Source organism: Salinicoccus kekensis (assembly GCF_900220995.1).
GTDB classification, from domain to species: domain Bacteria; phylum Bacillota; class Bacilli; order Staphylococcales; family Salinicoccaceae; genus Lacicoccus; species Lacicoccus kekensis.
Window position 1 is genome coordinate 114057 of record NZ_OBQF01000005.1, and the last position, 25336, is coordinate 139392.

26 protein-coding genes and 1 riboswitch are annotated in these 25336 nt (G+C 46.0%); of the genes, 7 read left to right on the top strand and 19 right to left on the bottom strand.

All coding sequences use genetic code 11. From position 1 onward, the window contains the following. The first annotated feature begins 106 nt into the window (after positions 1-106). Positions 107-1342, top strand: a complete 1236-nt coding sequence (gene istA, locus CRN96_RS10160) for an IS21 family transposase (protein ID WP_097041781.1) — start codon at positions 107-109, stop codon at positions 1340-1342. Next, positions 1335-2066: an IS21-like element helper ATPase IstB gene (gene istB, locus CRN96_RS10165; protein WP_097041783.1), complete on the top strand. Its 732-nt coding sequence runs from the start codon at positions 1335-1337 to the stop codon at positions 2064-2066. Before istA ends, istB begins: the two co-directional genes overlap by 8 nt. A 55-nt stretch (positions 2067-2121) precedes the next feature. On the opposite strand, the gene CRN96_RS10170 is transcribed toward istB, so the two are convergent. The 3 genes from CRN96_RS10170 to CRN96_RS10180 form a co-directional block, all read right to left on the bottom strand. Then, positions 2122-2379, bottom strand: coding sequence for a helix-turn-helix transcriptional regulator (locus CRN96_RS10170; protein ID WP_143544312.1), 258 nt, complete (start codon positions 2377-2379; stop codon positions 2122-2124). A gap of 107 nt (positions 2380-2486) precedes the next feature. Beyond that, a complete protein-coding gene (locus CRN96_RS10175) occupies positions 2487-2699 on the bottom strand; it encodes a hypothetical protein (protein ID WP_097041787.1) in 213 nt (70 codons plus the stop codon). Continuing rightward, positions 2699-3241, bottom strand: a complete 543-nt coding sequence (locus tag CRN96_RS10180) for an ADP-ribosyltransferase (protein ID WP_097041789.1) — start codon at positions 3239-3241, stop codon at positions 2699-2701. Before CRN96_RS10180 ends, CRN96_RS10175 begins: the two co-directional genes overlap by 1 nt. Positions 3242-3367: 126 nt before the next feature. Between CRN96_RS10180 and CRN96_RS10185 the strand changes: the two genes are divergently transcribed. Further along, positions 3368-4135, top strand: a complete 768-nt coding sequence (locus CRN96_RS10185) for an SDR family NAD(P)-dependent oxidoreductase (protein WP_097041791.1) — start codon at positions 3368-3370, stop codon at positions 4133-4135. Positions 4136-4220: 85 nt separating this feature from the next. Here the strand turns inward: CRN96_RS10185 and CRN96_RS10190 are convergent, their stop codons facing one another. The 7 genes from CRN96_RS10190 to CRN96_RS10220 form a co-directional block, all read right to left on the bottom strand. Next, a complete protein-coding gene (locus CRN96_RS10190) occupies positions 4221-5690 on the bottom strand; it encodes a CoA-acylating methylmalonate-semialdehyde dehydrogenase (RefSeq protein ID WP_097041793.1) in 1470 nt (489 codons plus the stop codon). 23 nt (positions 5691-5713) lie between these two features. After that, positions 5714-6922, bottom strand: a complete 1209-nt coding sequence (locus CRN96_RS10195; RefSeq protein WP_097041795.1) for a saccharopine dehydrogenase family protein — start codon at positions 6920-6922, stop codon at positions 5714-5716. A gap of 39 nt (positions 6923-6961) precedes the next feature. After that, the gene (locus CRN96_RS10200; RefSeq protein WP_097041797.1) at positions 6962-7645 is read right to left on the bottom strand and encodes a GntR family transcriptional regulator; all 684 of its coding nucleotides are present in this window, start codon (positions 7643-7645) and stop codon (positions 6962-6964) included. Positions 7646-7706: 61 nt separating this feature from the next. Then, the gene (locus tag CRN96_RS10205; protein ID WP_097042031.1) at positions 7707-8447 is read right to left on the bottom strand and encodes an amino acid ABC transporter ATP-binding protein; all 741 of its coding nucleotides are present in this window, start codon (positions 8445-8447) and stop codon (positions 7707-7709) included. Then, positions 8440-9093, bottom strand: a complete 654-nt coding sequence (locus CRN96_RS10210; RefSeq protein WP_097041799.1) for an amino acid ABC transporter permease — start codon at positions 9091-9093, stop codon at positions 8440-8442. The genes CRN96_RS10205 and CRN96_RS10210 overlap by 8 nt, the downstream gene beginning before the upstream one ends. A 51-nt stretch (positions 9094-9144) precedes the next feature. Then, on the bottom strand, positions 9145-9969 hold the full coding sequence (locus CRN96_RS10215) for an ABC transporter substrate-binding protein (RefSeq protein WP_097041801.1): 825 nt from the start codon (positions 9967-9969) through the stop codon (positions 9145-9147). A 1019-nt stretch (positions 9970-10988) separates the two neighbouring features. After that, entirely contained in the window at positions 10989-11246 is a 258-nt protein-coding gene (locus tag CRN96_RS10220) for a hypothetical protein (protein WP_097041804.1), read from the bottom strand. A gap of 203 nt (positions 11247-11449) precedes the next feature. Here CRN96_RS10220 and CRN96_RS10225 point away from each other — a divergent pair, with 203 nt between their 5' ends. Next, entirely contained in the window at positions 11450-13228 is a 1779-nt protein-coding gene (locus tag CRN96_RS10225) for a solute:sodium symporter family transporter (protein WP_097041806.1), read from the top strand. Positions 13229-13275: 47 nt separating this feature from the next. Here CRN96_RS10225 and CRN96_RS10230 read toward each other — a convergent pair whose 3' ends face one another. From CRN96_RS10230 to CRN96_RS10245, 4 genes are read right to left on the bottom strand one after another with little or no spacing between them, the layout of a single operon-like run. Beyond that, positions 13276-14358, bottom strand: coding sequence for an acyl-CoA dehydrogenase family protein (locus tag CRN96_RS10230; RefSeq protein ID WP_097041808.1), 1083 nt, complete (start codon positions 14356-14358; stop codon positions 13276-13278). After that, on the bottom strand, positions 14351-15109 hold the full coding sequence (locus CRN96_RS10235) for an ABC transporter ATP-binding protein (protein ID WP_097041810.1): 759 nt from the start codon (positions 15107-15109) through the stop codon (positions 14351-14353). The genes CRN96_RS10230 and CRN96_RS10235 overlap by 8 nt, the downstream gene beginning before the upstream one ends. Continuing rightward, a complete protein-coding gene (locus CRN96_RS10240) occupies positions 15102-15881 on the bottom strand; it encodes an ABC transporter permease (RefSeq protein ID WP_097042033.1) in 780 nt (259 codons plus the stop codon). The genes CRN96_RS10235 and CRN96_RS10240 overlap by 8 nt, the downstream gene beginning before the upstream one ends. Positions 15882-15884: 3 nt before the next feature. Continuing rightward, on the bottom strand, positions 15885-16880 hold the full coding sequence (locus CRN96_RS10245; RefSeq protein WP_097041812.1) for an ABC transporter substrate-binding protein: 996 nt from the start codon (positions 16878-16880) through the stop codon (positions 15885-15887). Between the two features lie 86 nt (positions 16881-16966). Then, positions 16967-17064, bottom strand: a riboswitch (TPP riboswitch). Positions 17065-17230: 166 nt separating this feature from the next. Here CRN96_RS10245 and CRN96_RS10250 point away from each other — a divergent pair. From CRN96_RS10250 to CRN96_RS10260, 3 genes are read left to right on the top strand one after another with little or no spacing between them, the layout of a single operon-like run. Continuing rightward, on the top strand, positions 17231-17440 hold the full coding sequence (locus CRN96_RS10250) for a hypothetical protein (protein WP_097041814.1): 210 nt from the start codon (positions 17231-17233) through the stop codon (positions 17438-17440). 12 nt (positions 17441-17452) lie between these two features. After that, the gene (locus CRN96_RS10255; protein ID WP_097041815.1) at positions 17453-18892 is read left to right on the top strand and encodes a sodium:solute symporter family protein; all 1440 of its coding nucleotides are present in this window, start codon (positions 17453-17455) and stop codon (positions 18890-18892) included. 14 nt (positions 18893-18906) lie between these two features. Continuing rightward, positions 18907-19470: a hypothetical protein gene (locus CRN96_RS10260; protein WP_245844641.1), complete on the top strand. Its 564-nt coding sequence runs from the start codon at positions 18907-18909 to the stop codon at positions 19468-19470. Between the two features lie 68 nt (positions 19471-19538). On the opposite strand, the gene CRN96_RS10265 is transcribed toward CRN96_RS10260, so the two are convergent. Genes CRN96_RS10265 through CRN96_RS10285 form a run of 5 tightly spaced genes read right to left on the bottom strand, consistent with a single transcriptional unit; the run spans position 19539 to position 25328 of the window. Further along, entirely contained in the window at positions 19539-20741 is a 1203-nt protein-coding gene (locus CRN96_RS10265) for a Zn-dependent hydrolase (RefSeq protein WP_097041819.1), read from the bottom strand. A gap of 6 nt (positions 20742-20747) precedes the next feature. Next, the gene (locus CRN96_RS10270; protein WP_179647183.1) at positions 20748-22043 is read right to left on the bottom strand and encodes an MmgE/PrpD family protein; all 1296 of its coding nucleotides are present in this window, start codon (positions 22041-22043) and stop codon (positions 20748-20750) included. A 45-nt stretch (positions 22044-22088) separates the two neighbouring features. Next, positions 22089-23441, bottom strand: coding sequence for a dihydroorotase (locus tag CRN96_RS10275; RefSeq protein WP_179647184.1), 1353 nt, complete (start codon positions 23439-23441; stop codon positions 22089-22091). A 21-nt stretch (positions 23442-23462) separates the two neighbouring features. Beyond that, positions 23463-24782 (bottom strand): TRAP transporter large permease, encoded by a 1320-nt coding sequence (locus tag CRN96_RS10280; RefSeq protein ID WP_097041825.1) that lies wholly within the window; start codon positions 24780-24782, stop codon positions 23463-23465. Positions 24783-24797: 15 nt separating this feature from the next. Next, positions 24798-25328: a TRAP transporter small permease gene (locus tag CRN96_RS10285; protein ID WP_097041827.1), complete on the bottom strand. Its 531-nt coding sequence runs from the start codon at positions 25326-25328 to the stop codon at positions 24798-24800. Positions 25329-25336 lie beyond the last annotated feature (8 nt).

Genomic DNA, 25336 nt, shown 5'->3' on the forward strand with positions numbered 1-25336 from the left:
CACAATGTAAATGGCAGTATTAAAATGTAGGAAAGGGCAATTTAAAATTGTTGGTTTACTTACATTTTTTTGTATGCTTTTCTTATGACATCGAAGGAGGATATTCATGAGAAAAGACGTACGTGAAGGAGTCAGGAAATTTATGAACGATGGTATCAAACCCAACTTTGCCGCATTGGCCCGGCAGTATGGCTGTGATTATCGAACAGTGAAAGCTGCCTATGAATCGGAGGCCCAACCCCCAAAGGAGAAAGTCAGAGTGAAAAGAGAAAGTAAGCTGGATGAATTTAAACCGATCATCCGTGACAAACTGGAAATCCAATGCAGCGCGTATAGTATATTTAAATTCATTGAAAAAAAGGGATATGACGGGAGTTACAGTCTGGTGAAGCAGTACTGTCGAAAAGAGAGGAAAACCCGTCAGAAGCAGGCAACCATGCGTGTGACCCACACACCCGGTTTAGCCGGGCAGGTGGACTGGAAAGAAGACATGACTTTAATCAGCCGGCACGGCGAGATCTTCCGTTTCAACATATTTTTATATGTCCTGTCTTTTTCCCGTAAGAAATACATCACGTTGACCTTTGACCGTCACCAGGACACCTTGTTTGAATGTCTGGATGATGCCTTCCATCACACCGGCGGCGTACCCGGGGAAATCTGGTTTGATAATATGCGGACTGTGGTGGATCAAGCCAGCACCCAATATAATAAAGTCGTATTCAACCAGCGGTTTTATACATTCAGTAAGGACGCCGCCTTCCAGCCGATCGCCTGCCGGCCATACCGACCCCAGACCAAGGGAATCGTTGAGGCACTGGCACGGACGATGGACCGGTTGCGGGTCTATAACCATGAGTTCGATGACAGTGTGGATTTGATCCATATCGTCCATGATTTGTGTCACGAGCTCAATACGGAAGTCTCCCAGGCGACCGACGCCATCCCCGACGAACTTTGGCTGGATAAAGAAAAAGAGCACTTACATCCACTCCCTGAAGACCTGTTGAAGCCGTACTTTGAAGACCAATTGACGAGAGTGGTCTCCAAAGAGGCGATGGTTCAGTTCCGTAAATGTAAGTACTCTGTAGATCCCCAGTATATTGGAAAGACGGTTGAGATTGAACTGTCGGATACTGAGGACAACATACACATTTATTATAACGGAGAAATGGTGCGTTCACACCCGTTAACCACCCAAAGATTCAATTATAATCAGGCAGATATGTTCAACATATTGAAGTCGGATCTGCTGGCTGGTCGGCCGGACGATGATATCCATGCGTATATCCATGAATCCCTGCAGTTATACGATGCGGTGGGAGATGATGTCCATGAGTGATTATCAAACACTCCTGTCCAATTTTGAAGCACTCGGTTTAAATAATATGCGTGAATATTATCCGGTGTTGTTGGATAAGGTCCATACGGAAGACATGTCACTGACGAGTGCGTTTCTGGAAATCACAGACAAGGAAATGAAGTTTCAAAAAGAAAAGAAGATGGCGCGTGCGATTCACCGCGCACGCTTTCCTAAAGTGAAGACATTCGATACGTTCGATTTTGATTTTCAGCCCGGCCTCAACCGCACGGCCGTCCTTGAATTGAAACATCTGGGATTCATGGAATCTAAAGAGAACATTGTCTTCATCGGCAGCCCCGGTGTCGGTAAAACTCACCTGGCAATCGCTCTGGAGGTCGAAGCCTGCCGGCAGGAGAAACGCACACTGTTCATCAACTGCCATGAGTTGTTGATCCGACTTCGGACCGCTTATGAGAAAGGGACCGTTGAGCGTGTGCTCAGACGGTATGCCAGATACGAGCTGTTGATTATTGATGAAATCGGCTACCTCCCCATTCAGAAGCATGAAGCCGACTTGATCTTCCAGTTATTGAATATGCGCTATGAAACCCATTCAACGATATTCACCACCAATATCGCACTCTCTGGATGGGGTGAACTATTCAAAAGTCCGGAAACGGCCGCAGCGATACTGGACCGCATGGTCCACCATGTAAAGATTTATAAAATCAAAGGCAAGTCATATCGGATGAAACACACTTAGGCTTTCCTCCACAAATTGTATTGCCAAAAACCTACAATTTTAGATTGCCGAAAACCTACAATTTTAAGTTGCCCTTGACACTTATCTCAATGTCTCCATTTTCTATTCTGGATAATTGGACTTGAGATAGAGATATTTTTCTAATTTCAGCCAGTTTAATTACCTGTTTTGGAGTCAAGCCTAATTCAATGCGTTGGCTCAGCAGCTTCAATCCCAGTTGCACGGGTAGTGAGTCTATATGCTGCTTAACCTCCGGTACCTCCATGAGTGTGTCCATCAGATCAGTGAATGTTCTGTCAGTCAGTTTGATCACTCCCTTCAGTCTAATACGATATTGGATTGCCTTGACTACACTTTTCATTAAAAAACTACTTTGAAAGCTTTCGCAGGTCACCATTTTATTTGAATTTCCACGTTTAATCAGTCAGTTTTATTAATGAAATCTTGAAGATGCTTTTCCATTTCTTCAGATGTCACTTTTACTTCATCATCTTTACTTTCATATTTTTCAGGATACTTTCGTGCATCTTCTTCAAACCATTCTGCATCAGTTTTCCATCTTTTTTTCATATTGCTTCTTCTGCGTTTACCAGGTTTTTTTAACGGCTCTTTTTGTACAATCAGTCTGACCATCACTTCATCACCTTTATTAAAATATATTTTATATTCTTGTCAGTATCATGGAAATGCCCGCTTATCCAGTATTTACATCCTCTATTCAGTAAGAATTCCTTCTCTCCTGCGAATACTGACAACGGTGCTATATATGCTCCGTCCACCATTGCCGGTAATTTAGCAATAATAATATGTTTTAACGATGACTGTACCAATTCTTCAGTAACTTCATGAGCAATAGAAGTACTCTTAAAATCTGCGAAAGCTTCTATTTTAGAGCGGTTTTTGATAAAGTTATACTCCCGCTCACTGACAATCCGATATACTGTTAAACTCTCGCTATATTTAAACTTTTTTAAACCATTTTCTATATCAGTTATTAATTTCTGTGTGTAAGAAGACGCTTCATCATATCGACCTTCCCTCAACACTCTGTTTATAGATTCATACTCCTCTATACCCGTATATTTTCTAATAGATATTATCTCCCGCCTATTGAGTCGCGGTATCCAGTTGGTCGTTGCATATGATAATAATCTTTTTTCTAATTCCCAGCCCATCCAGTTCTCCTCTGGTCTTTAGTATTATTATACCATCTCTTCAGTGAAAGCGTTTACCAACATGCATTCACTGATTTAATATATAATTGAGTTACAGACATTTTACTATCAAAGGAGACTGGATATATGAAAGGCTTAGAAGGAAAAGTGGCAGTTGTCACAGGTGGTGCTTCAGGTATCGGCTATTCGATCGTCGAACAGTTATTGGAGCATGACGTCAAAGTGGCCATCGGGGATTTGAATGAAGAGAAACTGAAAGAGATTGAGCAGCAGTTCCCGGAAAAGGTTGTCGGTGTCAAAGCGAACGTCACGTCGGAAGATGACATGAAAAATCTTGTTGATACAGCCGTTGAAAAGTTCGGCCAGCTGGACTACGGCTTCAACGTCGCAGGTTTGAGCAAACCCGGCCTGATCATGGATCAGAGTTTCGAGGACTGGAAGACGACTGTGGATATCGTCCTGCACGGTGTATTCCTGGCGACAAAGCATGAAGCGAACGCCATGAAAGAACACGGCGGTGCCATCGTCAACATCTCTTCCTTGAATGCACACGTGCCGATGTTCTACGGTGCAGCATACGCTTCTGCCAAGGCGGGCGTCGAGATGTTCACTAAAAACGCTGCACTCGAATTTGCAGAGCATAAGATCAGGGTGAATGCTATACTGCCCGGCTTGGTTGAAACACCGATCACCACTGGATTCTTCGAAAATGAAGACCTTAATAACGAATTCATGGGACGCATCCCTGAAAGAAGAGCCGCTGCTCCGGCAGAGATTGCATCACCATCACTCTTCCTTGTCTCAGACGATGCTTCCTATATCAATGGAACAAGCCTCGTCGTCGATGGCGGCTGGGAAATTACTGGCTATCCGAATTTAAGTAAATTCATGTAAGAGCAGAAAAAAACTGCAAATCCCATATTGAAGGGATTGCAGTTTTTTTAATTTCAATAACTTCTAACACCCGGCCCACTATTACTTAGGAGAAGTCTGGCTCAGAATATCTCGCCGTCACAACTTTCCTTCTTGTATAGAATTCGACACCGTCCTTGCCATTGGCATGCAGGGAGCCATAGAATGAACTCTTCCAGCCCGAAAACGGGAAGATCGCCATCGGCGCCGGAACGCCAAGATTTATCCCGATCATGCCCGCATCAATGTGCTCCCTGAAATAACGCACACTTGATGCGCTGTCCGTGAACAGACAGGCACCGTTCGCAAATTCAGACTTGTTCGCGATTTGAATACCTTCTTTCAGATCCTTCACTTTGATTACGGAAAGGACGGGTGCAAAAATCTCATCTTGCCACAGTTTCATCTCCGGCGTCACTTCTTCGAAGATCGTCGGACCGACGAAGTAACCTTCATCACATGCCCTTTCACGGCCATCCAAGAGCAGTTTCGCACCTTCTTTTTCACCTTCTTCAATATATTTAATTGTGCGTGCTTTATTCTCCTCGCGGATGACCGGTCCGAGGAAAACGCCGTCATCCAGACCATTACCCATCTTGATATCTTCAGCTTCTGCTTTCAGTTTCCTGATGAAGTCATCATAGATGCCGTCCTGCACCGTTATGACGGCCGCCGCCATACAACGCTCTCCGGCAGAACCGAAAGCTGCACCAATGATATCTTTCACTGCATGGTCCAAGTTGGCATCATTGAGGACCACAGTATGGTTTTTTGCACCTGTCAGCGCCTGCACCCGTTTCAGGTTATTCGTACCTTTTCTATAGACATATTCACCCACCGGCTTGGAACCAACGAAGGAGACTGCCTTGATATGCTCATTTTCCAAAATTCCGTTCACCACATCATGCGCACCATTGACAACATTGAAAACACCTTTTGGCAGACCGGCCGCTTCCAGGTAATCCACCAGTTTCTCAACAAGCAATGGGGTTTTTTCAGAAGGTTTCATCACAAATGTATTCCCCATGGCAATGGCCATCGGGAACATCCAGCACGGCACCATCATCGGGAAGTTAAATGGTGTGATGCCACCAATGACACCGATCGGATAGCGATAGCTTGTGCCTTCGATGTCGGTGGCAATTGAGGACAGGGAATCTCCCATCATGAGTGACGGCGCACCGGCTGCGAATTCGACATTTTCAATGCCCCGTTGGACTTCGCCCAGTGCTTCATTCAAACTTTTACCATTTTCTTTCGTGATGATTTCTGCGAGTTCTTGTTTGTTCTCCATAAGCAGTTGTTGATATTTAAACAGAATACGTGCCCGTTTCGGCACTGCAGTGTTACTCCAATCGGTGAATGCATCATGCGCCACCTGAGCTGCATGATCGAGCTCTGATTGTGTTGATTGAGGAACATTGACCATAATTTCTTTCGTTGCTGGATTAATCACTTCGATTGTTTCTGTGCTCTTACTCTCTATCCATTCACCATTAATATAATTCTTTAAGTTTCTAACTTTCTTTTCTGTCATAAAAGTCTCTCCATTTTAAAATATTATTTAACAGCTAATTCCTTGGTATCTATGACGTTCTTCTTACAGCTCACTTCTACATGAATGCCTCTTTTCGCCAGTTCTTCAAAATAAACCTGAGTAGGTATTGCCTGTTCGGAAGCAAAGAACCCACTTTCTTTTATTTGGTTGTTACCCAGTATTCTGGTCGTCACTGCAGCTGGGAAGCCTACAGAAAAAACACCTTGTGAAAGATGAGGCCATTCCGCGTAGGGAGAAAGTATAGTTTCAATTATATACTCTATATTTTCACCGTTTTTTTCACCCTTGACTTCAACACGTAATATTTTATGATCATCATGTTTTTGATCATCATTATTTATCAAGTTGTTCTTTTTTTCTATTATACTTTCCAGTACTTTTCTGGGACTTATCTTTTGACCTTGTACATCAATCTCTTCTTTGTCACCAAAGCCCATCTCTACAAGAAAGCGTAATTTTTCTTCGAAAAATTTCGGTAGGGCCAATTTGAAAGTGACATCCTGGATGCCTTTATCCTTAAAAGATAGAGGGATGGTAGCAACTTCGGAATGAATCGTATTCAATACGGTTTGTTCACCGATCGGTGGCGGAAAACTGAAAGTTTCCCCACCTGAAAAAGGCGCTTTTTCCACATATTCACCATTTCTGAATTCGTATGGATTCATTATATATTCATCGAGCAGAGTCCCTATGGCATAAGGTGGAACAAAATCATTCTCCTTTTGATTAAAATTTACAATGGCATCACGTATATGCACAGACTCAATTCGATCCAACCTTTCATATGCGTATTTTGCCATCACATTGACAATTCCCGGCGCACTGCCTGAACCGACGATGCCCGTGATGCCTGCCTGCTTAAAATCATCATGCATCTTCAGTTGTTCTTTTGCCCAATGAAACAGTCCGCCGAAATCTGTATAATTCGTTTTCGAATCTACACAGGCCTTCATGACTTTTAAATTGAAAACATGTGAACAGCCATTTAAACAAACATCAGAATCTTTCAGTAAACCAACGAGGCTTTCATGATCATTTAAATCTATGTAGCTGATATTTATTTTATTGGAATTCAAAAATTGTTTGCGCTTTTCCAAAGCATCCATATTCAAATCAGCTAATAAAATTTCTTTCACGTCTCTATTTTCAACTAAATCTTGAATTGCTCCCATTGCTACTTTTCCTGCTCCACCAAGCACTGTCACTTTCATAGGTGTTCCCCCTTGATATTTTATGTTTCAATAATTTGTTCATCGATATGGTTTAAATAGCTCTTCAAATGAATATTTTTTCTCTTCCTCTTCATATTTCAAATGTTCTCTAACATTTTTATAATGCGAGTTGATCGATTCTGCTGCTTTTTCTTGGTCTCTCGTACGCAAAGCTTTAATGATACTCCGATGCTCTTCCGGAGAAAGGGGAGATTCTTTTCTGGCACTGTCATGGAATGCTAAATAGATATTGGTTATATTGATCAATTCTTCGTTATATTTCTTCATATATTCATTATTGGACAGATCCATCAGCTGCTGATGAAATAAGGTGGTTTTTTCCAGGCCTTTCTCATATTCTCCTTCCCTGAAGAATTGTTCTTCTTCAATAGTGATTCTTTCCAATTCATCCAACTGTTCCTCGGAAACAGTTTTACAGGCTATTTTCGCTGCTTCTCTTTCCAAGATTGTTCTAAGCTGAAAAACATTTTCAATTTCCTGAGGAGTCGGCTGATGGATGAATGCACCTTTATTCGGTATATTTTCTATTATTTTTTCCTGCTCCATCTTTTTCAAGACTGTTCTTATGGGCGTCCTGCTCACGTTGAATGCGTTGGACAATTCTTTTTCATTCAATTGCATGTTCAAAGGTATCTTTCTATTGAAGATTGCTTGTTTCAGCTCTCTGTAAACATAATCTTCTATCGCCAGTTTCTCGGTCATGTCTTACGATCATCTCCACACTATTTAATCTTCTGAATAATCTAAAGTGATTAACAGTAAATCATTTAAAGTTTGACAGAAACTTACCAATTCTCTCCTGCTTGTTGTTGGAGAAAAATTCTTCAGGTGATCCTTCGAATAGAATATTGCCCTCGTCTATAAACACTATTCTATCAGCGACGTCTTTAGCAAAATTCATTTCATGTGTCACAATGACCATAGTCAGTCCTTCATTGGCCAGATCTTTGATGACATCCAAAACTTCTCCTACAAGTTCGGGGTCTAAAGCAGAAGTAGGCTCATCAAACAAAATGACTTTAGGATTCATAGCCAGTGCACGTGCTATAGCCACCCTTTGTTGCTGTCCACCTGATAAACTCTCCGGGTATTTATTTCTTTTCTCCAGCAATCCCACTCGCTTAAGTAATCTTTCAGCATTTACGACGGCTTCCTCTTTTTTCATCTTTCGTACTTGAACAGGTCCTTCTATAACATTTTCCAATACAGTTTTATGAGGAAATAGGTTGAAGTTTTGAAAAACCATACCGATTTCTTCCCGCTCATAGCTTAATTGTTTTGGGTTCTTACGCTTCTTCTGCGCGTCATCCTTGTAGATTATGGACCTGTTTTCCAAAAGGATATCCCCATCCTCAATCTCTTCAAGGACATTCAACGTGCGGAGCAATGTACTTTTACCACTCCCGCTGGGTCCGAGGATTGCAACAACTTCACTGTTTTTAATTGATAAATCAACATTTTTTAATACATGGTGTTCACCAAAGTATTTATTGACACTATGCATTTTGAGCACTTGAATAGTCCCCTTTCTTTTCGAAGTATTTCACCAGTAAAGTAAGAGGATAGTGCAGTATCCAATATATTACGGCGACCATCAAGAAAATTTCCATATTCCTGAATGTTGCACCGGCAAGCAATTCACCGCGGTGCATCAGTTCACCCACCGTAATCACTGCTGCCAATGAGGTATTCTTCAGCAAAATAATGGCACTGTTTCCGATGTTGGGCAGACAGATCTTAAATGCTTGCGGAAAGATGATTCGAATGAACAGCTTTGAATTACTCATTCCAATAGATTTTGCTGCCTCTGTCTGTCCTTTCGGAACTGCCTGTATACCACTCCGGTAAATCTCTGATACGTAAGCCGCTTCATTTAAAGCAAGTCCTATCAATGCAGCTTGAAATGCGGTGAACATGAGGCCGATATCAGGCAGTGCAAAATATATGATCATCAACTGAACCAGCAGCGGAGTTCCCCGGAACGCACTTATGTAAATTGAAGTGATTATTTTGAAAAACTTTATTTTGGACATATTCCCTAAAACCAGGAAAAGACCGAGAATCAGACCAAGAATCAAAGAAAGAACAGTAAGTTGTATTGTAATCCATGCCCCCTCCAGTAAAGGAGGGAGAAAGTTTAATAAATCCATATGCACATCTCCGTTCTCTAGTATTCATTACAATAATGATGTTATGAGCACCTACTCAAAACTCCAACTTACATTCCATTTTGAATAAATCTCTTCCAAAGAGCCATCTGCCTTCAAGTCTGCGATTACTCCATTCACTTCTTCCAAAAGTTCCTCGTCGTCTTTTGATACGCCAAGGCCGACTCCATCTATGATCTGTGATTCATAATCCTCTATGATTCTTACAGCAAAATTCGGATTGTTTTCTTCCAGATAAATCAATACCGGCTCGTCTGCCACTACAGCATCCAGTCTTCCGTTGCTGAGATCTTGCAACATGTCCCCTATAGATTCATAAACTGAGTTGTTTTCTGTATTGCCATTCTCTTCAATCAAGTCATAATAAATAGTACCTTGTTGAGTACCTACTGTTTTTCCTTCAAGATCTTCAAATGTAGAAATATCATTATTATCTTCATGTACAATCAAACCTTCTCCAAAACCAAAAACCTCGTCTGAGAAATTTATGACCTCTTTTCTTTCCTCAGTTATAACCATGCCTGCTGAAATAAGATCCACCTTACCACCCTGTAAAGAAGGAATGAGTGATGAAAAAGATGTCGATTCAATTTGAATCTCTTTATCTAGTTCTTCTCCAATGATGTCGACTATATCAATCATAATTCCTTCCATTTCATCAGTTTCATTATTCATGAATGTATACGGAGGACCCGTTGGCGTCGAAGCCACCACCAACGTTTCTTTTTCCTCATTGTCATTTCCCGCGTTATCCTCACCATCATTTTCCGATCCTGTAGCATCCCCGTTTCCACATCCGACTAAAATTACAACAAACAGTAAAAGTATACTGTTGAGAATAAAATTTTTACCTTTCATATCCTGCTCTCCCCTTTTAATTAAATATGTATAGACTCTAGCTCTGATGGTCACTACTATTTTATCGAAGCCTAAAATTCTACATGACTTCTTAACCTCCCCTTAAATAAGAAAGCGCTTCCTTATGTGGTTAAAAAACTATTTAAATTATACTCGGAAGTACAATTTAAAACAACGCGGAAATACAAAATTGTTTTTATTACATGTTTTTTCAAACTATACAGTAATATTCTTCAAAAATCAAACTGTTTTCTAAATAATTATATTCTTCAGTCTTTTTAGAGTGAATTAAATTTCCTGTCAGGGAGGGAGGAAGGGGGGTAGGTTTAATATTGGGCGGACAAATGAGTTTTTAGTACGTCCAGGAAATTGAACAAGGAGAGAATATTGTAACTGCTAAACTAGCTCCAACAGTTCTCTATAAATCAGATTCAATAGATAGCTGATTAAAATGCACTTTTAAATAGACTAGATGAGGATATATTTAAAAGGAGAGAACAAAGTGTGGAAAGATAGAAGATCTATCAAGAGATACATCTGTTTGAAAGATATAGGATTCTCTAATAATACAACCGGAAAGAAATTACAGATTTCCAGAAATAAAGTGATGGATTATGTGAACATGACACCAGATGAATTCTCAGATTTCATCACATCTCTACAGAACTAGATCAAGAAATTGGGTCTGTACCAACATGAAACATTGGCATGGCTGAAAGACTACCTGGATGCCACCAGTACACAGACCTAACTGGAGACAGAATTAATTTAACATTCAAACCGTCACTGAAAACACAGTCCAAAACTATGTCAACCATTTACGGGCACACTATCATAGACCTAAAGTGGCCGCAGCACGCGTTTACAGTACTGTGAATGAAATGCCGCCGGGCAGGCAGATGCAAGTACTGATTTTGGATAAATGACAATGTATCTTTCATCCGGCGGCATGACCGAGGCAATCGTCTATGATTAGGACCAATTAATGGCCGTCAGTGAGGATGAGTCTAGTTTAGCAGTTACAGGAGATCATCGGCGAATGCCATTTCACTGATTTCATTCCCCTGCCGGGCGCTGGAGACTTCAAACTCCTTTTCTCCACGTTCCAGCTGTGCAAGTTCTGAATCCTCGGGTCCCGACAGATTTTCAAGAGGATTCGTGCCATCGGCGGCACTTTCAGAGTCGGAACCTGTCACATAAAAGAATATACCTAAGGAAATGGAAGCAAGGAAAACAATGGAGAAGAAGCCAAGGATAAGCTTCAATGATGTACTCAAAAATATGCCCCCTGTAAAACAGATAATACCTTTATCTAGAAATAATATCATTTACTGGTTATTGGTGAAAAGAGCCTTTTTAATCTTAGAAAGGAAACTTTGAGATAAAACTCATTTTATATGTAAATTTCATCCTCTTGAGTTTAAATTGTAAATTTACGTGAATAGAGAAGTAAATTGGGAGATAAACAGGGGGTATCAAAATGGGAGAGTTTTTGTTCACCGTCCTATCCGCTGCGTTCTTCATGTTTTTGGTCGCCTGGTATTCATATCTGAAGACAAGGAACACCATCGGTGATTCGACCGGCTACTTCCTCGCGGGGCGGGGCCTCACGGGCGGTTTCATCGCGGGGTCGCTCATCCTCACCAACCTGTCCGCAGAGCAATTGATCGGCCTGAACGGCCAGGCCTACAGCAGCAACATGACCAATATGGCCTGGGAAGTCACGGCGGGATTCTCCGTCATTGTTTTGGCTTTGATACTGCTGCCGCGCTACCTCGGCGGGTCGTTCACCACCCTTCCTGAATTCATCAACGACCGCTTTGACCGGGGCACACGCATCCTGGTCGTCCTTTTATTCATGCTCGGCTACGGGCTCGTCACCATACCGTCGGTCCTCTACTCCGGTGCGATTGCCGTGCTCCAGCTGTTCAATGTGCCGGAGGCGCTCGGCATCACTTTCGAGCAGTCCATGTGGCTCACGGTGTGGATCATCGGCATCATCGGATCCTGTTATGCGATCTTTGGCGGGCTACGGGCCGTCGCAATCTCGGATACTCTTAATGGCATCGGCCTCTTCATCATCGGGCTCATTGTGCCCGTGCTCGGCTTCATTGCCCTCGGTGACGGCAATATGCTGGACGGGATGCGGACGATCACGCTTGAGAGTCCGGAGAAGTTGAACGCCATCGGCGGAAGCGATGACGGCGTGCCGTTCGGGACGATCTTCACGGGGATGATTTTTGCGAACCTATTCTACTGGGGGACAAACCAGTATGCCATCCAGCGTACACTCGGCGCACAGAGCCTCGCCGAAGGCCAGAAAGGCGCTTTACTTACAGGTTTTTTGAAGATACTCGTACCATTCATGATGATGATCCCGGGAATCATCGCATTCCATTTGTACGGCCCCGGTCTTGAGACGATGGACTTGGCATATCCTGCGCTGATATCCGATCTGCTCCCGACGTTCCTGAGCGGATTTTTCCTGGCAGTGCTGCTCGGCGCCGTGTTTTCGAGCTTCAACTCACTGCTCAACAGTGCCGCAACGATGTTTGCTTATGACATCTACAAGGTGCTGATCAATAAAAGGGCGACGGACCGCCAGATGATCCGCATCAGTCAATGGTTCGGCGTGGCGTTGTCACTCGTCACTTTCTTCATTGCGCCACTCCTGCTCAATGCACCGGACGGGCTTTGGACGGTCATCCGTGAATTCACCGGATTCTTCAACATACCGATCATAGCGATTGTGCTCGTCGGTATATTTTCAAAATACATTCCGCCGATCGGTCCGAAAGTCGCAATCATCGTCCATGTCATCAGCTACTACATGCTGATGTGGGGACTGCCGATGTTCTTCAACATCGAAGTTCCGATCAACTTCATCCATATACAGGGTATTCTGTTTGCGGTCGCAGTCCTCATCATGCTGGCGGCGGGACTGCTGAAACCTTTGTCAGAGCCCTTCAGGTTCAGACCGAATGCATCCGTCAGCATGGTCCCATGGAAATATGCCATTCCAGTCACGGTCATACTGTCCAGTGCGATGGTGTTTGCATTCATCCTATTCTCCACAATCGGCCTTGCGAGCCCTGAAAACATCGTATCCGGCTGGTTCCTGCCCGTCGTTGCTGGACTGATCATCGTCACGATCCTCCTTTACATGATGGCGCTGAAATCATGGAACAAGAAATACCAGGACTTCATCGTCGGCAGGCATGAGGAATTCGTAGAAGAAGCAGAAGGTACAAGGCAGTAAAACAAAAAGTTCCGGCAGCATGCTGCCGGAACTTTTTCATGAAATTCTTATTGAGGCCCTTCAATTTCACCTTCCGAGTCCACAAGCAGTGCGTGCTGGGAGGCGGTGAGCAGGTCGCGGTAGATGCGGTTCAGCGGATGACTCCTCATGACGATATCCATCCCGAGGTGGCGGTAAAGGTTCTGGACACCCTCAATGGCTGCACCGGCGGTAATCTTACTCTGCATCGAAATATCCGTCATATCCATTTCATTGACTGTCCTTGAAACATGGGACTCCCACGATTTCTCAACGGAATGATAAAAATCTTTTCGTGCTTCGAGGAATGCCGCTTCGTTCTTCTCCAATATTTCAACCGCATGGTCATGACGCCTGGAGTCTGCTTTGTTCCAGTCGTCTTTTTTGGATTCGATATGTTCACGGGCTGCTTCAAAGAAATGTCTCGCAACCCCGATCGCGGTCGAGGCGATGTTCGCCGCCGCAAAAGCCTTGAACGGATAATGGTAGACCGGGTCATCGAAGTGGAAGTGCGGACGGGTCACGTCAAAACGGCGGCTGGCGGGGACGAAAGCTTCCTCCACATGAATCGTATGGCTGCCCGTCGCCCGCATCCCGAAAGCATCCCAATCCCTTTCAATCGTCACCTGGTCCGGTGTGAAGGCGAAAGCATATGCTTTCCCGTCCTCCTCGCCACCGGATTTTATTCTGCATGTCGCAGTGAAGAGGCTCGCGTGCTCTGCACCGCTTGAAAAAGGCCATGTGCCGCTCACGACATATCCATCATTCGTCTTCCCGGCGGTACCTGACGGCCGGTCGCTGCCGGCGATGTAGAAATCGCGTGCAGCGAAATGTGTTCTCATCTCATCAGGGTCCATCGTCACGGCGAAGAATCCCGCGCCCGAACCGATCTGCACGAGCCAGCCGAAGCTGCCGTCCGCACGGGCCGCTTCTTCAAATATCTTCAATGCTTCAGGGAGTGGCTGCATATTGCCGCCGAGCTCCGCAGGTATGAATAATTTGAACAGGCCTTGATCGTAAATATATTCAAGCACCTCACCGGTGAGCCTGCCCTCCCGTTCCATGCGGGGTGCTTCTTTCCGGATCATTTCAATCATATTTTCATCAATCATTGCGGAACCCCGCCTTCAATAAACCGTATATTTCTCTTTTCAGCCGGGCGAATTCATCGTCGAGGGTGATGTCGTGCTGTCTCGGCCGTTTGAAGGGCACTGTGATCTCCCTGATGATCCTTGCCGGTTTATCGGACAGGATCAGTATGCGGTCGGATAAATATAATGCTTCCTCAATGCTGTGGGTGATGAACAGCACGGAGCGGCGGTCGGCCTCCCACATCCCGAGCAGCCAGTCCTGCATATCGAGGCGGGTCAGCTCATCCAGCGCACCGAACGGTTCATCGAGCAGCATCAGATCCTGTGGGCTGAGGAGCGCACGGATGAAAGCCACCCGCTGGCGCATGCCGCCGGATAAAGTGTCCGGCCGCGCCGATTCATAGCCGGCAAGCCCTGCTCGTTCCAGCAGCTTCCGTGCAGCACCCCGGTCCACACTGCCGTTGATTTCCTGGACGAGGACGACATTGTCCTCCACCGTCCGCCATGGCAGGAGCGAATCCTGCTGGGGCAGGTAACTGATGTTGCCCCGCGTACCATTGGCCCGCTTCCCGTCGATGTATATATCGCCGCTTTCCGGTTCAATCAGCCCGCCGATGATATTGAAGATGGTGCTCTTCCCGCTGCCGGAGGGGCCGATCAGCGTGACGAATTCACCGTCCGCCACATTGAGCGACAAGCCGTCCAATACATTTTCGGATGATTCTCCTTCAAACGTATGCGAGAGGTTCACAACCTGCAGTTTATCAGCCATTCCTTCCACTCCCTTTCTCATCCGCATTCCACGGAATCAGCCATTTCTCAAGCAGCAGTATGAAACCGAATAAAGCCAGGCTGATCAGCATAATGACGAATATCGACACAAACACCTGGTCCGTCCGGAATGCCGACGAGGCGACGGTCATGAAGACGCCGAGCCCCTCCTGTGCACCGAGCCATTCGGCGATGACCGCGCCCATCACACTGTATGTGGCGGAGATTTTAAGCCCTGAAAAGAAATAAGGCAGTGCACTCGGCCATTCCAGCTTGAAGAAGATCTGCCGGCGGTTTGCACCGATCATCCGCATATAATTGAGCAGCGTCGGATCCGTCTGCCGGAACCCGTCGATCAATGAGACCGCAATCGGGAAGAAGCAGACGAGTGTGATGATGATGATTTTCGGCATCGCACCGAAACCGAACCAAAGTACGAGCAACGGTGCGAGTGCGATGATCGGCACGTTCTGCGACAGCACCATGAGCGGATAGACCGCCTGCCTCGCCCGCGGCATGAGATGCAGGAGGACCGCAAGGATGAGCCCCACCGATACACCGATCGCAAATCCGCCGAGCGCGATGGTGATGGTCGATACGCTGTGGCTGAAGAGCCGCGGATAAATTTCGATGCCTTCCTGTATGATCTGGAGAGGTGCCGGCAGCATCCATGCTTCGATATCAAAAATGCTGACGGCCGCCTGCCAGATGACCAGTATAATAAAGATCGCAAGGACCGGTGCGGCCACATTCCACGAAAACAGCCGGCGCATCATCTATTCCCCCGCTTCATCGGGCAGGAATTCATTCGTGAATGCCTGATCGACGTCCAGTTCCGATTCGATCAGATCACTTTCATACATCCAGTCCATATAGTTCTGCCAGACATCACGTTCCTGATGCCCCCAGTAAGGCGCTTCACTCTGGTAGACATCGGCGAGCCACTCCTGGCTTGCCATGACGAGCTCCTCATCAAGATCCGGTTCCGCTTCAAGCAGATGCTCGGCCGCCCGTTCCGGATCCTCCATCGCGAGTCTGTACCCCTCAGCCGTGGCATGGGTGAACGCCTCGACTGTCTCCGGATCATCTTCAATCAGACCTTCATTCGTAATCAGCACCGGGGTATAGAAATTCAGCGCATCCGAGTATTCCGTGAAGTCGATCAGGTTGAGCGGCATATCACGGAGCTCAGCTTCGATGCCCGTCCAGCCGTAGTAGATCCATGCAAAATCCACATCCCGCTGCACGGTCGTGAAGAAGTCCACATCCCCCACGTTCAGAATTTCGACCTCACTGAAGTCTGCACCGTCCGCCTGCATGATTGACGCGATGGTCTCCTCCTCGATCGGGGAACCGTATCCGCCGTACGGGTGGCCCTCAAGGTCGGAAGGCGTCTCAAGACCGTACTCTTCGGGGGACGCAAGGTACGATGTGTTGTCCTGGATGATGGCAGCAAGCGAGACGATCGACACATCCTGCAGGCGCGCCTGCGTCACATTCTCCTGGGCACTGATGCCGAAGTCCGCGTTGCCCGTCGCAACCGTCTGCTCAGCCCCCGCCTCGCCCGGCAGGACGATCTCCACATCAAGGCCGTGGTCTTCATAGTAACCTTCAGCTTGTGCTGCATAGATCCCTGTATGGTTTGTATTCGGTGTCCAGTCGAGCACGAACGTGACTTCCGTCAATTCCGCCTCGTCCGTGGCTCCACCGCCGTCCCCGCCGCATGCCGCAAGCAGCAGAAGCAGGGAGATTGAAAGTATAAATTTAAACATATGATGAATGCTCCTTTCAAAAAAGGCATAAAAAAACGCCTTCCCGATCCGGAGGCGTCTAGAACAGCGGGGACGGACTATAAGCGGTCCATCCATCACACATTCCCTACGCTGGTATTATCCAGATCAGGTCAAAGGGTCAGGATTCCTCCTTCTCAGCCGTGCGGCTCCCCTATGTATCATTTTTCATTTGTGCAATCAGTATATCATGATTGCAGGGCAAGTCAATGTGCGTGCGCCCCATGGGGACAGGCATCCGGATTGGTCATTGAAAGTGCTTTCCCGGTTATATATAATGAAAACATACAATTGATTGAATACACCAAATATTCAAAAAGGGGATGTTACACATGGCGCGAAGATCAAAGTTCAAAGATCCGGGTCTCTTCATGACCCTGATCATCATCATTTATTCCACCGTGGTGTTCGCATGGTGGCCGACCGACATCTATATGGCCGGCATATCGCTGGTTGCATGGCTGATGTTCTTCGGTCTGTTCCTATGGTTCATCATCACCGCAGCCTATGTTGTATGGATTGAGAAAATAGAGAGGGATTAGGGGGTATGGGACATGCAAGTTACTGAGGGAATCATTTTATTAATCTACCTTGTCTTCATGACAATCATCGGCATTTACTTCTACAGGCGCGCCCGACAGAGTGAGAGCGACTATTTCACAGCCGGCCAGAGCATCAATACATTCGTCGGTGCCTTCGCAATATTTGCAGCCATCGCGAGTTCGAGTTCGTTGATGGGCGCGGTCGGTTCCGGTGTCACGCTCGGGCTGCCGTATTATTTCACGTACGCATTCGGGGTGCTTGCGGCACTGCCGCTCGCGATGTTCCTGATCTCCGGCCAGGTCAGGCGTTCAGGCGCAAAAAGCATGCCGGACTTCTTCCATCAGCGGTTCGGCACATCGGTCCAGATATTATCCGCAATCATCGTCGTGCTCGCCATGACGTTCTACATGGTGCCGCAGCTGACTGCAGCGGGCATCATCGGTTCATACGTCCTCGGCATCGAATATGCGACGGCGACCATCATACTCGGGCTCGGGTTCACCATATACGCAGCACTCGGCGGCATGTGGGCGATTACATACACCGACCTGTTCCAGGGTATGATCATGCTGTTCGGTGCGGTGACGCTCGCCGCCATCATCTGGGTGGACTTCGGCAGCATCGGCAATATGCTCGACAGTGCGCTCGCAACGGACCCGGCCTTCGGAGACGTGACCCAGCCGTGGATGTCCTATTTCGGACTGTTCATCGCCTTCATCTGGTTCGGCATCATTTCACCGTCCGTCGTCATGCGTAACTTCGCATCACGCGATGCTCGGACCGCACGCCGCTCCTCGATGTGGGGGACGTTCATCTACATCATACTGTTCCTGAGCGGTTTCTTCATCACCATCGCCGGTGTCACGCTCGGCATCGTGGGGACGCTCGAGAACACGGATATGATCTTCGTCTCCGTCGTGGAGGAATATCTGCCGCCGATACTCGGGGGCATCATGCTTGCAGGTCTGCTTGCCGCCATCATGTCTTCAGCCGATGCGATGCTGCTTGCGATTTCTGCAGGGATCGCACATGACGTCTATAAGCAGCACATCAACCCGAATGCGACCGAACGTTCCGTGACACTGCTCGGACTGATCACGATGTTCGTTGCCGTCATCATCGGCATCGCCATCGCCATCAACCCGCCGGGCATCATTGCGGTCATGGTCGGATGGGTCGGCGGATTCCTGTTGTCGTCATTCGGATTTCCGTTCGTCCTCGGCATATGGTGGAAGCGCGCGAATAAGATCGGGGCATTCACCGGCATGCTCGGCGGTGCGGTTTTATTCCTCATACTCGTCGCAAGCCAGGCGCTGCCGACGAACGCGGAGCCGATCATCGCGGCACCGGTGTCGCTCATACTGGTCATCGTCGTCAGCCTCATGACATCACCGCCGCCGAAGGAGCAGCAGGACAGGGTGGACATGTACCATTCACACCTGGATAACTGATGGAGAAGGATGACATGATGATAAGACGCATCGGCAGTGGAAATATATCCGAAAAAGCATTATACCGGGCGATATATAAAAGCCTTGGTCTGCGTGCCCGTATGAATAAAACCATCACACCCGGGCATCTTCAATCATACACAGTGAGCAAAACGCTGATACATCATCCGTTCTGGATGGTGAAGAGCATGGTGCTTGCAGACCGGCCGCCCTTCCCGCCGAGGAAGATCCCGCGCATGATTTTCGTGGACGCGGTGTCGGGATACAGGGGCATCTTCTCACATGTACCGCCCGTGACCGAAGAAGCCCCGGGTGAGAAAGTCGAACCGCATATCATGGAGGAAGACCTCCAGAAATATGTGGACGATGTGAGGAAGAGGCAGATCGACAAGCAGTATATGCTGAAAAAACCGAGGCATGAAACGGTCGAGACCACATTGGCACATCTGCCAATTTTTGAGGTGAAGGTGGAGAGTGCTGAAGTGGACGAAACCTTCTACATCAATGCCAACACGGGGGAAGACGAGCAGTTCCTGAGTGAGAGATGGAAGAGCGGGAAAGATTTGATTAACAAATGATAAGATACTTTAAAAATAATAATGCTGCAGATTCATTGAAGAGTCTGCAGCATTATTATTTTAGTTCTTTAATCACTTATAGCTCTTTCATCACTTTGAACATCAAAATTCTTCAATGTTTCCAGCATAATATTCGCAGCATTTTCAATATATTCCCACTCTGAATTCTCGAGCGGATTATGGCTGATGCCTTTTTCACTCGGTACAAAAATCATTCCGGTATCCATGAATGGTGCCAGTGTATTCGTGTCATGATTTGCCCCGCTCATCAACTTCATTGTCGGGAGACCGAGTGTCTTTCCTGCTGTTTCAGCTGCATTGATGAATTTTCTCGACATAGGATGCGTCGGTTTGACGACACCCTGGATGATTTCCACATCATAATTTTTCTTTACCCATGCCGTCACCTGCTCCGGGAACATATCCAATGTTCCCCTGTCACCGGAGCGGACTTCGAAAGTGAAGGTAACTCTGCCCGGAATGACCGTAGCAAGGTTCGGTTCAACTTCAAGTTGTCCTACGGTAGCTACGGTGCCGTCTGTAAATTTATTGGCTTCCTGGTTGATATGTTGAATGATTTCGCTTGCCATAACAAGTGCATCTCTGCGGTCCGCCATCGGCATAGTTCCGGAATGCCCCGCTTCACCAATCACTGTGATATGATGCCGAACGATGCCGGCAATGCTTGTCACGATACCGGTTTTGTTACCGTTGTTTTCGAGGACAGTCCCCTGCTCGATATGCAGTTCGAGAAATCCGTCATAATCCGATAATGTGCCGGCGGCTTCCTTCAACTGCTCTTTAGTCATACCAAGTTTGTCCAACACCTCTTCATCCAGCCCATCTACATCCACCAGTCCTGCAATAAGTCTGCTGCCGAAAGTGCCACCCAGGGGATTGACCTCTTCCCCGACAAAGCAAACGAGTTCGTATGCAGTGTTCCGCGGTTGATACGTCTTCAATTTCAACAGACATTCGAGACCTGTAATGACACCGAGTGCACCATCAAACAAACCACCTTGCGCGACTGTATCCAAGTGTGATCCAAAAGCATGGATTGGAGCGTCATCAGGACCAATTCGGGCAAACAGATTTCCAACAGCATCCCGCCTGACAGAAATATCATGATCCTTCAATTCCTGTTCCAGCCAATTTATGGCATCTTTTTCTTCCTGTGAAAATGCAAGCCGATTAAATCCTTTAATGCCACTGTTGAAACTGCTGCCAATGAATTCGAGATTTTTTCTTATGTTGTTGATATCCACTGCCATAAGATATCATCTCCTCCTTAATAAATGGTTCTTTATGAGCCATGAAGTAAATGATTTTGTGCGGTCTATATTCAACAGACCATTAAGCCATCCCTCCGAAAAAAATGAATAGTGCCTTTGAAGCATATTTTCATACTTCATTTTAAACTCACTCTCAGTGAACGGATTACTGTATTCTCCTTTTGCATTCGGGATAAATGCAGAATAGGTAACGCCACCCATATCCGTAATTGTGCATTTTGCAGCTCTTTCCTGTGGCAGTAGAGCTGTCATCGCCTTATCCTCGATGACTTCTATTTTGTCGATGAAAGCGCCCATTTTACGGAGGTTCTCCGAGTAATCATCATACAGATCTAATCCGAGGATGATGGCAGCAACAGCGTAGGGAATTGAAAATTTCGATTCCAGCCTCGTCCTGATCAACTTGGAATCGCACCGTGCAGCAAGGTCATAAGTGCTGACTTGAACCGTTTTTATTTTTTCCGGGGAAAGCTTATATTGCTCCATAATTTCTTTGGCCGCTTCAATTGATGCATGCGTAAACCTGCATGTCGGGTGAACTTTAAAATAATTCTTTGAAATCATGGACACTCCGTCTGGATCTGCGGACAACTTTGATAGATCCACACCTTCTCCCATGATCCCGCTCCATAAATCTTCTGCTACGGTCTCGTTCGATTTGAAACCGTAGGAAACCAAATCCACTGCATCGTATGCCAGGAGATTGCCATATCCTGTATACAAGTTCCTGACACTCTGACCTTTTTCCGCTGCAAGCCAAGACGTTGCGATCGGCAACGACAAGGAGAGTAGTATGATATCTGTAATGTCTTCTGCCGACTTCTCCTCAAGAATCGCCCTCGTGACCGCACCACCTGCATTCCCCCATGTGCCATGAGGATGCATGTCATCTTTCATCTGAAAAGCCTGGGATAACCTCGCAGATATTTCATAGCCTTTGGCGTAGGCGCCGATGACCTCCTCCCACGTGTATTCATTTTCCAGTGCACATATGTACACAACCGGGAATATATGCGCACTTGGATGCCCTTTAGCAAATGTGTTACCTTCATCAAGTTCATTGGCAACGGCCGCTGTTCCCAAGGCGATGAGGGCATCCTTTTTAGGGAGATTATAATCTGTCCCTAAAACCCTGAGGCCTTCTTTAGATGCCCTATCAGTCATCATAGCCTGTAATTCCGGCTCGGTTTTCAGTCCATAAAGAATGGAGATGAGTGTATCTACGATGACATGCTCTGTGCTCTGTTTTACTTCTTCTGAAAAATTTTCATTTTCAATCACTTTACGAACCAAATTTTCAATCTCATCTCTCACAGCTTGAATACCTCATTTCTTTTCCGGTCCTTCTATGAAATGTCCATATCCCGGATCGACCACCATATCCCTTCCGTCATAGACAGTTTCTCCACGAATGATCGTTTCCTTGATTCTCCCTTTGAACTGACGATCTTTAAAAGGCAGCAGATCGATATTAGTCTCGAAGTTCTCCTGTACGAACGTCCATTCTTCATCCGGATCGATGATGATGAAATCAGCATCATGCCCTTTGGCGATCTTCCCTTTATTTTTTATGGAAAATCTTTCTGCCGCATTCGTTGCCATCAACTTGGCAAACGTGTTGAGCGGCATATTCCTTTTACTGACGATCGCATCAAACATGAGGGGCACAATTACTTCGACACCTGGAAGCCCGGAAGGCGATTTGAAAATATTTTCGTAACCTTTTTCTTTATCTTTAATATCCCAGACGATATGGTCGGAAGAAATCATATCGATATTCCCTTGCTTCAAATGCTCCCACATGCCCTCAACATCCTCCTTCGGACGGAGCGGCGGGTTCATTTTGGCGGGTGGCCCCTGCTCTTTCAGATCTTCTTCATCCAACAGGAGATATGTGTAGCATGTTTCAACAGACACGTCGGTCCCCATCTCTTTAAAGAGCTTGACCAGTTCAATGGTTCTCGGATGGCTGGCATGCACAATATGAATTTTCGCCCCCGTCCACTTGGCAAATTCCATTAGCATCAATGCCGCTGCAGACTCAGTATAAGGAGGTCTCGTCTCTGCATGAGCTAGATTATGAGTTTTATTCTCCTCTTCAAGTTGCTTGGACAAACCTTTTACAATTTCATCATCCTCAGAATGGAACGCTGCCACGATACCTGTTTCAGCCAATATTTCCATCGCTTTGATGATTTCATCATTGGGTACTTTCGGGAAGCGGTATGCATCTGTTTCGAAAGTGGACATTTTAAAAGAAGTGACACCTTCGTCCATCAATTTCTGAATCTCTCCGGTACCATTGCGTTTGGCAATCGTCCCCCATAACGCAATATCGACATATGCGTTCTTCTCAAGATCTATAATTTTCTCTTTCAGTATGCCGGTGTTGTTCACCGGGTTGGGCAGATCATACGGCATATCCACAAATGTTGTAACACCACCGCGGGCTGCCAATTTGCTTGTCTGGGCAAATCCTTCTTCCGGATTACTGAAACTATGCACGTGGACATCTATCGCACCAGGCAGAATTACTTTGCCGGTGAAATCAATCAAATCACCTTCCAAGGGGTCAACAGATATTTCTACAGTCTTTCCATCCTTGATACCGATATAACCCTTTTCCAGCACTTCATCTTCAAGGACGATTGTACCTTTAAATACTTTGTCAAACTGCACCTTTAATCTCTCCTTTAATATTTAAAATAATAAGTTCGGCAGCCATAATGAAAGGAATGGGAATGCAATCAAAAGCACCAGAATGATGATGTCAATAATTACAAAAGGCCCCACTCCCCTGAAAATATCGGTCACTGAGACATCCTTCGGTGTGACGCCTTTCAAAGCGAAGACATTCAATCCAACAGGTGGTGTTACAGCGCCGATTTCCACCAGTTTCATCGTAATGACACCAAACCATATCAGATCATAACCGAGGCCCGATACAATCGGCGCGACGATCGGTAAAATCATTGCGTATATTCCGATAGGTACCATAATCATTCCAAGAAGGAAAAAGATGAGACATATGATGATGATAATGATAATAGGCGGTACTTCGAGATTCACAAGATAATTCGTCGTGATTGTCGGTACCTGACTTAACGCCAGTACTTTTGCATAAAATAAAGCCCCAATGTTGATAAGAAATACCATGGACGTAGTATTTGCCGAGTCCTTAAGTGCATTGGAAAGGGAACTCAGCCTCCTGAAATGACCTTGGGCAAAACCGATGATTAAGATCATGATGCAGCCTATAGCCGCAGATTCTGTCGGTGTGAAAATCCCTGTGTAAATACCACCGAGCATCGTGACTGCTACAAGCATAATTGGCCATGATTCTCCTATGGCTTTTGCTCTTTCAACCGGTGCCATTTTCGGAAGTTCCTTCTGCCGCTTGACCATCGCCGGGTCTCTCTTTGCCCGCAGGTAAATATAGATCGAGAATATTACAGCACTCAGAATACCTGGGATAATACCTGCAAAAAATAATCCTGCAACAGAAGTATTGGTGAACAAGGCATAAATTATGAACATCATACTCGGTGGGATCATTGCTGAAAATGTTCCGGCCGAGGCGATGATACCTGTCGCAAATTTCTTGTCATACCCCAATGCGCGCATTTCAGGCAGTGCCATCTTGCCGAAGATTGAGGTTGCTGCGATGGAGGCACCGGAGATGGCTCCAAATCCAGCAGCACCAAGGTTTGTAGCTATCCCTACGGAGCCTGGCATCCCCGAAGACAAGGCGTCTGCACTCCTGAAAGCTTTACGAGCCATCCCTGACTGGACGGCGAGTCCGCCGAGCAGTATGAAGAGCGGGATCGCCACCCAACTTGGTGCCGCGATTGAACTGTGTGCCGAACCAATCAGCAAAGCCATCGCCCTTTGTCCATCAAGTATTAAAAATGTGCTAATCAAACCACTGATGATAAAGGATGGCCCGATAGGCACCCCAATCCCTATGAAAATCAACAGCAGTGCTATACATATGATTCCAATTGATATAATATCCAGCATGGTTTTCCCTCCCCTTTAAAGATTCGCCGTCAAATCTCCAGTCTTTTCCTCATCATTTTCGATATTCAATATAGTTTTTAACAGATTCAATGCAATTTGTATCTCAAAGAATATCAGTCCTACAAGCAGTGCCAACTTTGATGGCCACATTGGAATATAGACGACATCCGTGAAAGCCTCACCCGTTTCAACTGAAGTAAAGAAATTACCCACCGCTGCATACGTGAATATACCAATGGCAATCAGTTTTATAATATGAATTGCAATCATTAATGTCTTTCTGTTTCTGACTTTCAGTTTGTTCTCCAGGAGCTCTACAGCTGCATGCTGATTTGCTTCCTCCGTTGTAGAGAGTCCCAGATATACTACCGAAATTAAAATCAGAACTGACAAATTGCTCAGACCGTCGATTGCATAACCGAACTCCCTCGAGATGACGTTGACTAAAAGCAACACCATGATGATGAGCAACATCAACCCGCACAAGTCAGATAATCTTCTGTTGATGAACTTCAGAATTTTATCCATCTTCATAACAGTTTCCATCTCTCATT

Excerpts from the sequence above, each read along its gene's own strand:
- istA (WP_097041781.1), top strand. The coding sequence starts at position 107 with ATGAGAAAAGACGTACGTGAAGGAGTCAGGAAATTTATGAACGATGGT.
- istB (WP_097041783.1), top strand. The coding sequence starts at position 1,335 with ATGAGTGATTATCAAACACTCCTGTCCAATTTTGAAGCACTCGGTTTA.
- CRN96_RS10175 (WP_097041787.1), bottom strand. The coding sequence starts at position 2,699 with ATGGTCAGACTGATTGTACAAAAAGAGCCGTTAAAAAAACCTGGTAAA.
- CRN96_RS10180 (WP_097041789.1), bottom strand. The coding sequence starts at position 3,241 with ATGGGCTGGGAATTAGAAAAAAGATTATTATCATATGCAACGACCAAC.
- CRN96_RS10185 (WP_097041791.1), top strand. The coding sequence starts at position 3,368 with ATGAAAGGCTTAGAAGGAAAAGTGGCAGTTGTCACAGGTGGTGCTTCA.
- CRN96_RS10190 (WP_097041793.1), bottom strand. The coding sequence starts at position 5,690 with ATGACAGAAAAGAAAGTTAGAAACTTAAAGAATTATATTAATGGTGAA.
- CRN96_RS10195 (WP_097041795.1), bottom strand. The coding sequence starts at position 6,922 with ATGAAAGTGACAGTGCTTGGTGGAGCAGGAAAAGTAGCAATGGGAGCA.
- CRN96_RS10200 (WP_097041797.1), bottom strand. The coding sequence starts at position 7,645 with ATGACCGAGAAACTGGCGATAGAAGATTATGTTTACAGAGAGCTGAAA.
- CRN96_RS10205 (WP_097042031.1), bottom strand. The coding sequence starts at position 8,447 with ATGCATAGTGTCAATAAATACTTTGGTGAACACCATGTATTAAAAAAT.
- CRN96_RS10210 (WP_097041799.1), bottom strand. The coding sequence starts at position 9,093 with ATGGATTTATTAAACTTTCTCCCTCCTTTACTGGAGGGGGCATGGATT.
- CRN96_RS10215 (WP_097041801.1), bottom strand. The coding sequence starts at position 9,969 with ATGAAAGGTAAAAATTTTATTCTCAACAGTATACTTTTACTGTTTGTT.
- CRN96_RS10225 (WP_097041806.1), top strand. The coding sequence starts at position 11,450 with ATGGGAGAGTTTTTGTTCACCGTCCTATCCGCTGCGTTCTTCATGTTT.
- CRN96_RS10230 (WP_097041808.1), bottom strand. The coding sequence starts at position 14,358 with ATGATTGATGAAAATATGATTGAAATGATCCGGAAAGAAGCACCCCGC.
- CRN96_RS10235 (WP_097041810.1), bottom strand. The coding sequence starts at position 15,109 with ATGGCTGATAAACTGCAGGTTGTGAACCTCTCGCATACGTTTGAAGGA.
- CRN96_RS10240 (WP_097042033.1), bottom strand. The coding sequence starts at position 15,881 with ATGCGCCGGCTGTTTTCGTGGAATGTGGCCGCACCGGTCCTTGCGATC.
- CRN96_RS10245 (WP_097041812.1), bottom strand. The coding sequence starts at position 16,880 with ATGTTTAAATTTATACTTTCAATCTCCCTGCTTCTGCTGCTTGCGGCA.
- CRN96_RS10250 (WP_097041814.1), top strand. The coding sequence starts at position 17,231 with ATGGCGCGAAGATCAAAGTTCAAAGATCCGGGTCTCTTCATGACCCTG.
- CRN96_RS10255 (WP_097041815.1), top strand. The coding sequence starts at position 17,453 with ATGCAAGTTACTGAGGGAATCATTTTATTAATCTACCTTGTCTTCATG.
- CRN96_RS10260 (WP_245844641.1), top strand. The coding sequence starts at position 18,907 with ATGATGATAAGACGCATCGGCAGTGGAAATATATCCGAAAAAGCATTA.
- CRN96_RS10265 (WP_097041819.1), bottom strand. The coding sequence starts at position 20,741 with ATGGCAGTGGATATCAACAACATAAGAAAAAATCTCGAATTCATTGGC.
- CRN96_RS10280 (WP_097041825.1), bottom strand. The coding sequence starts at position 24,782 with ATGCTGGATATTATATCAATTGGAATCATATGTATAGCACTGCTGTTG.
- CRN96_RS10285 (WP_097041827.1), bottom strand. The coding sequence starts at position 25,328 with ATGGAAACTGTTATGAAGATGGATAAAATTCTGAAGTTCATCAACAGA.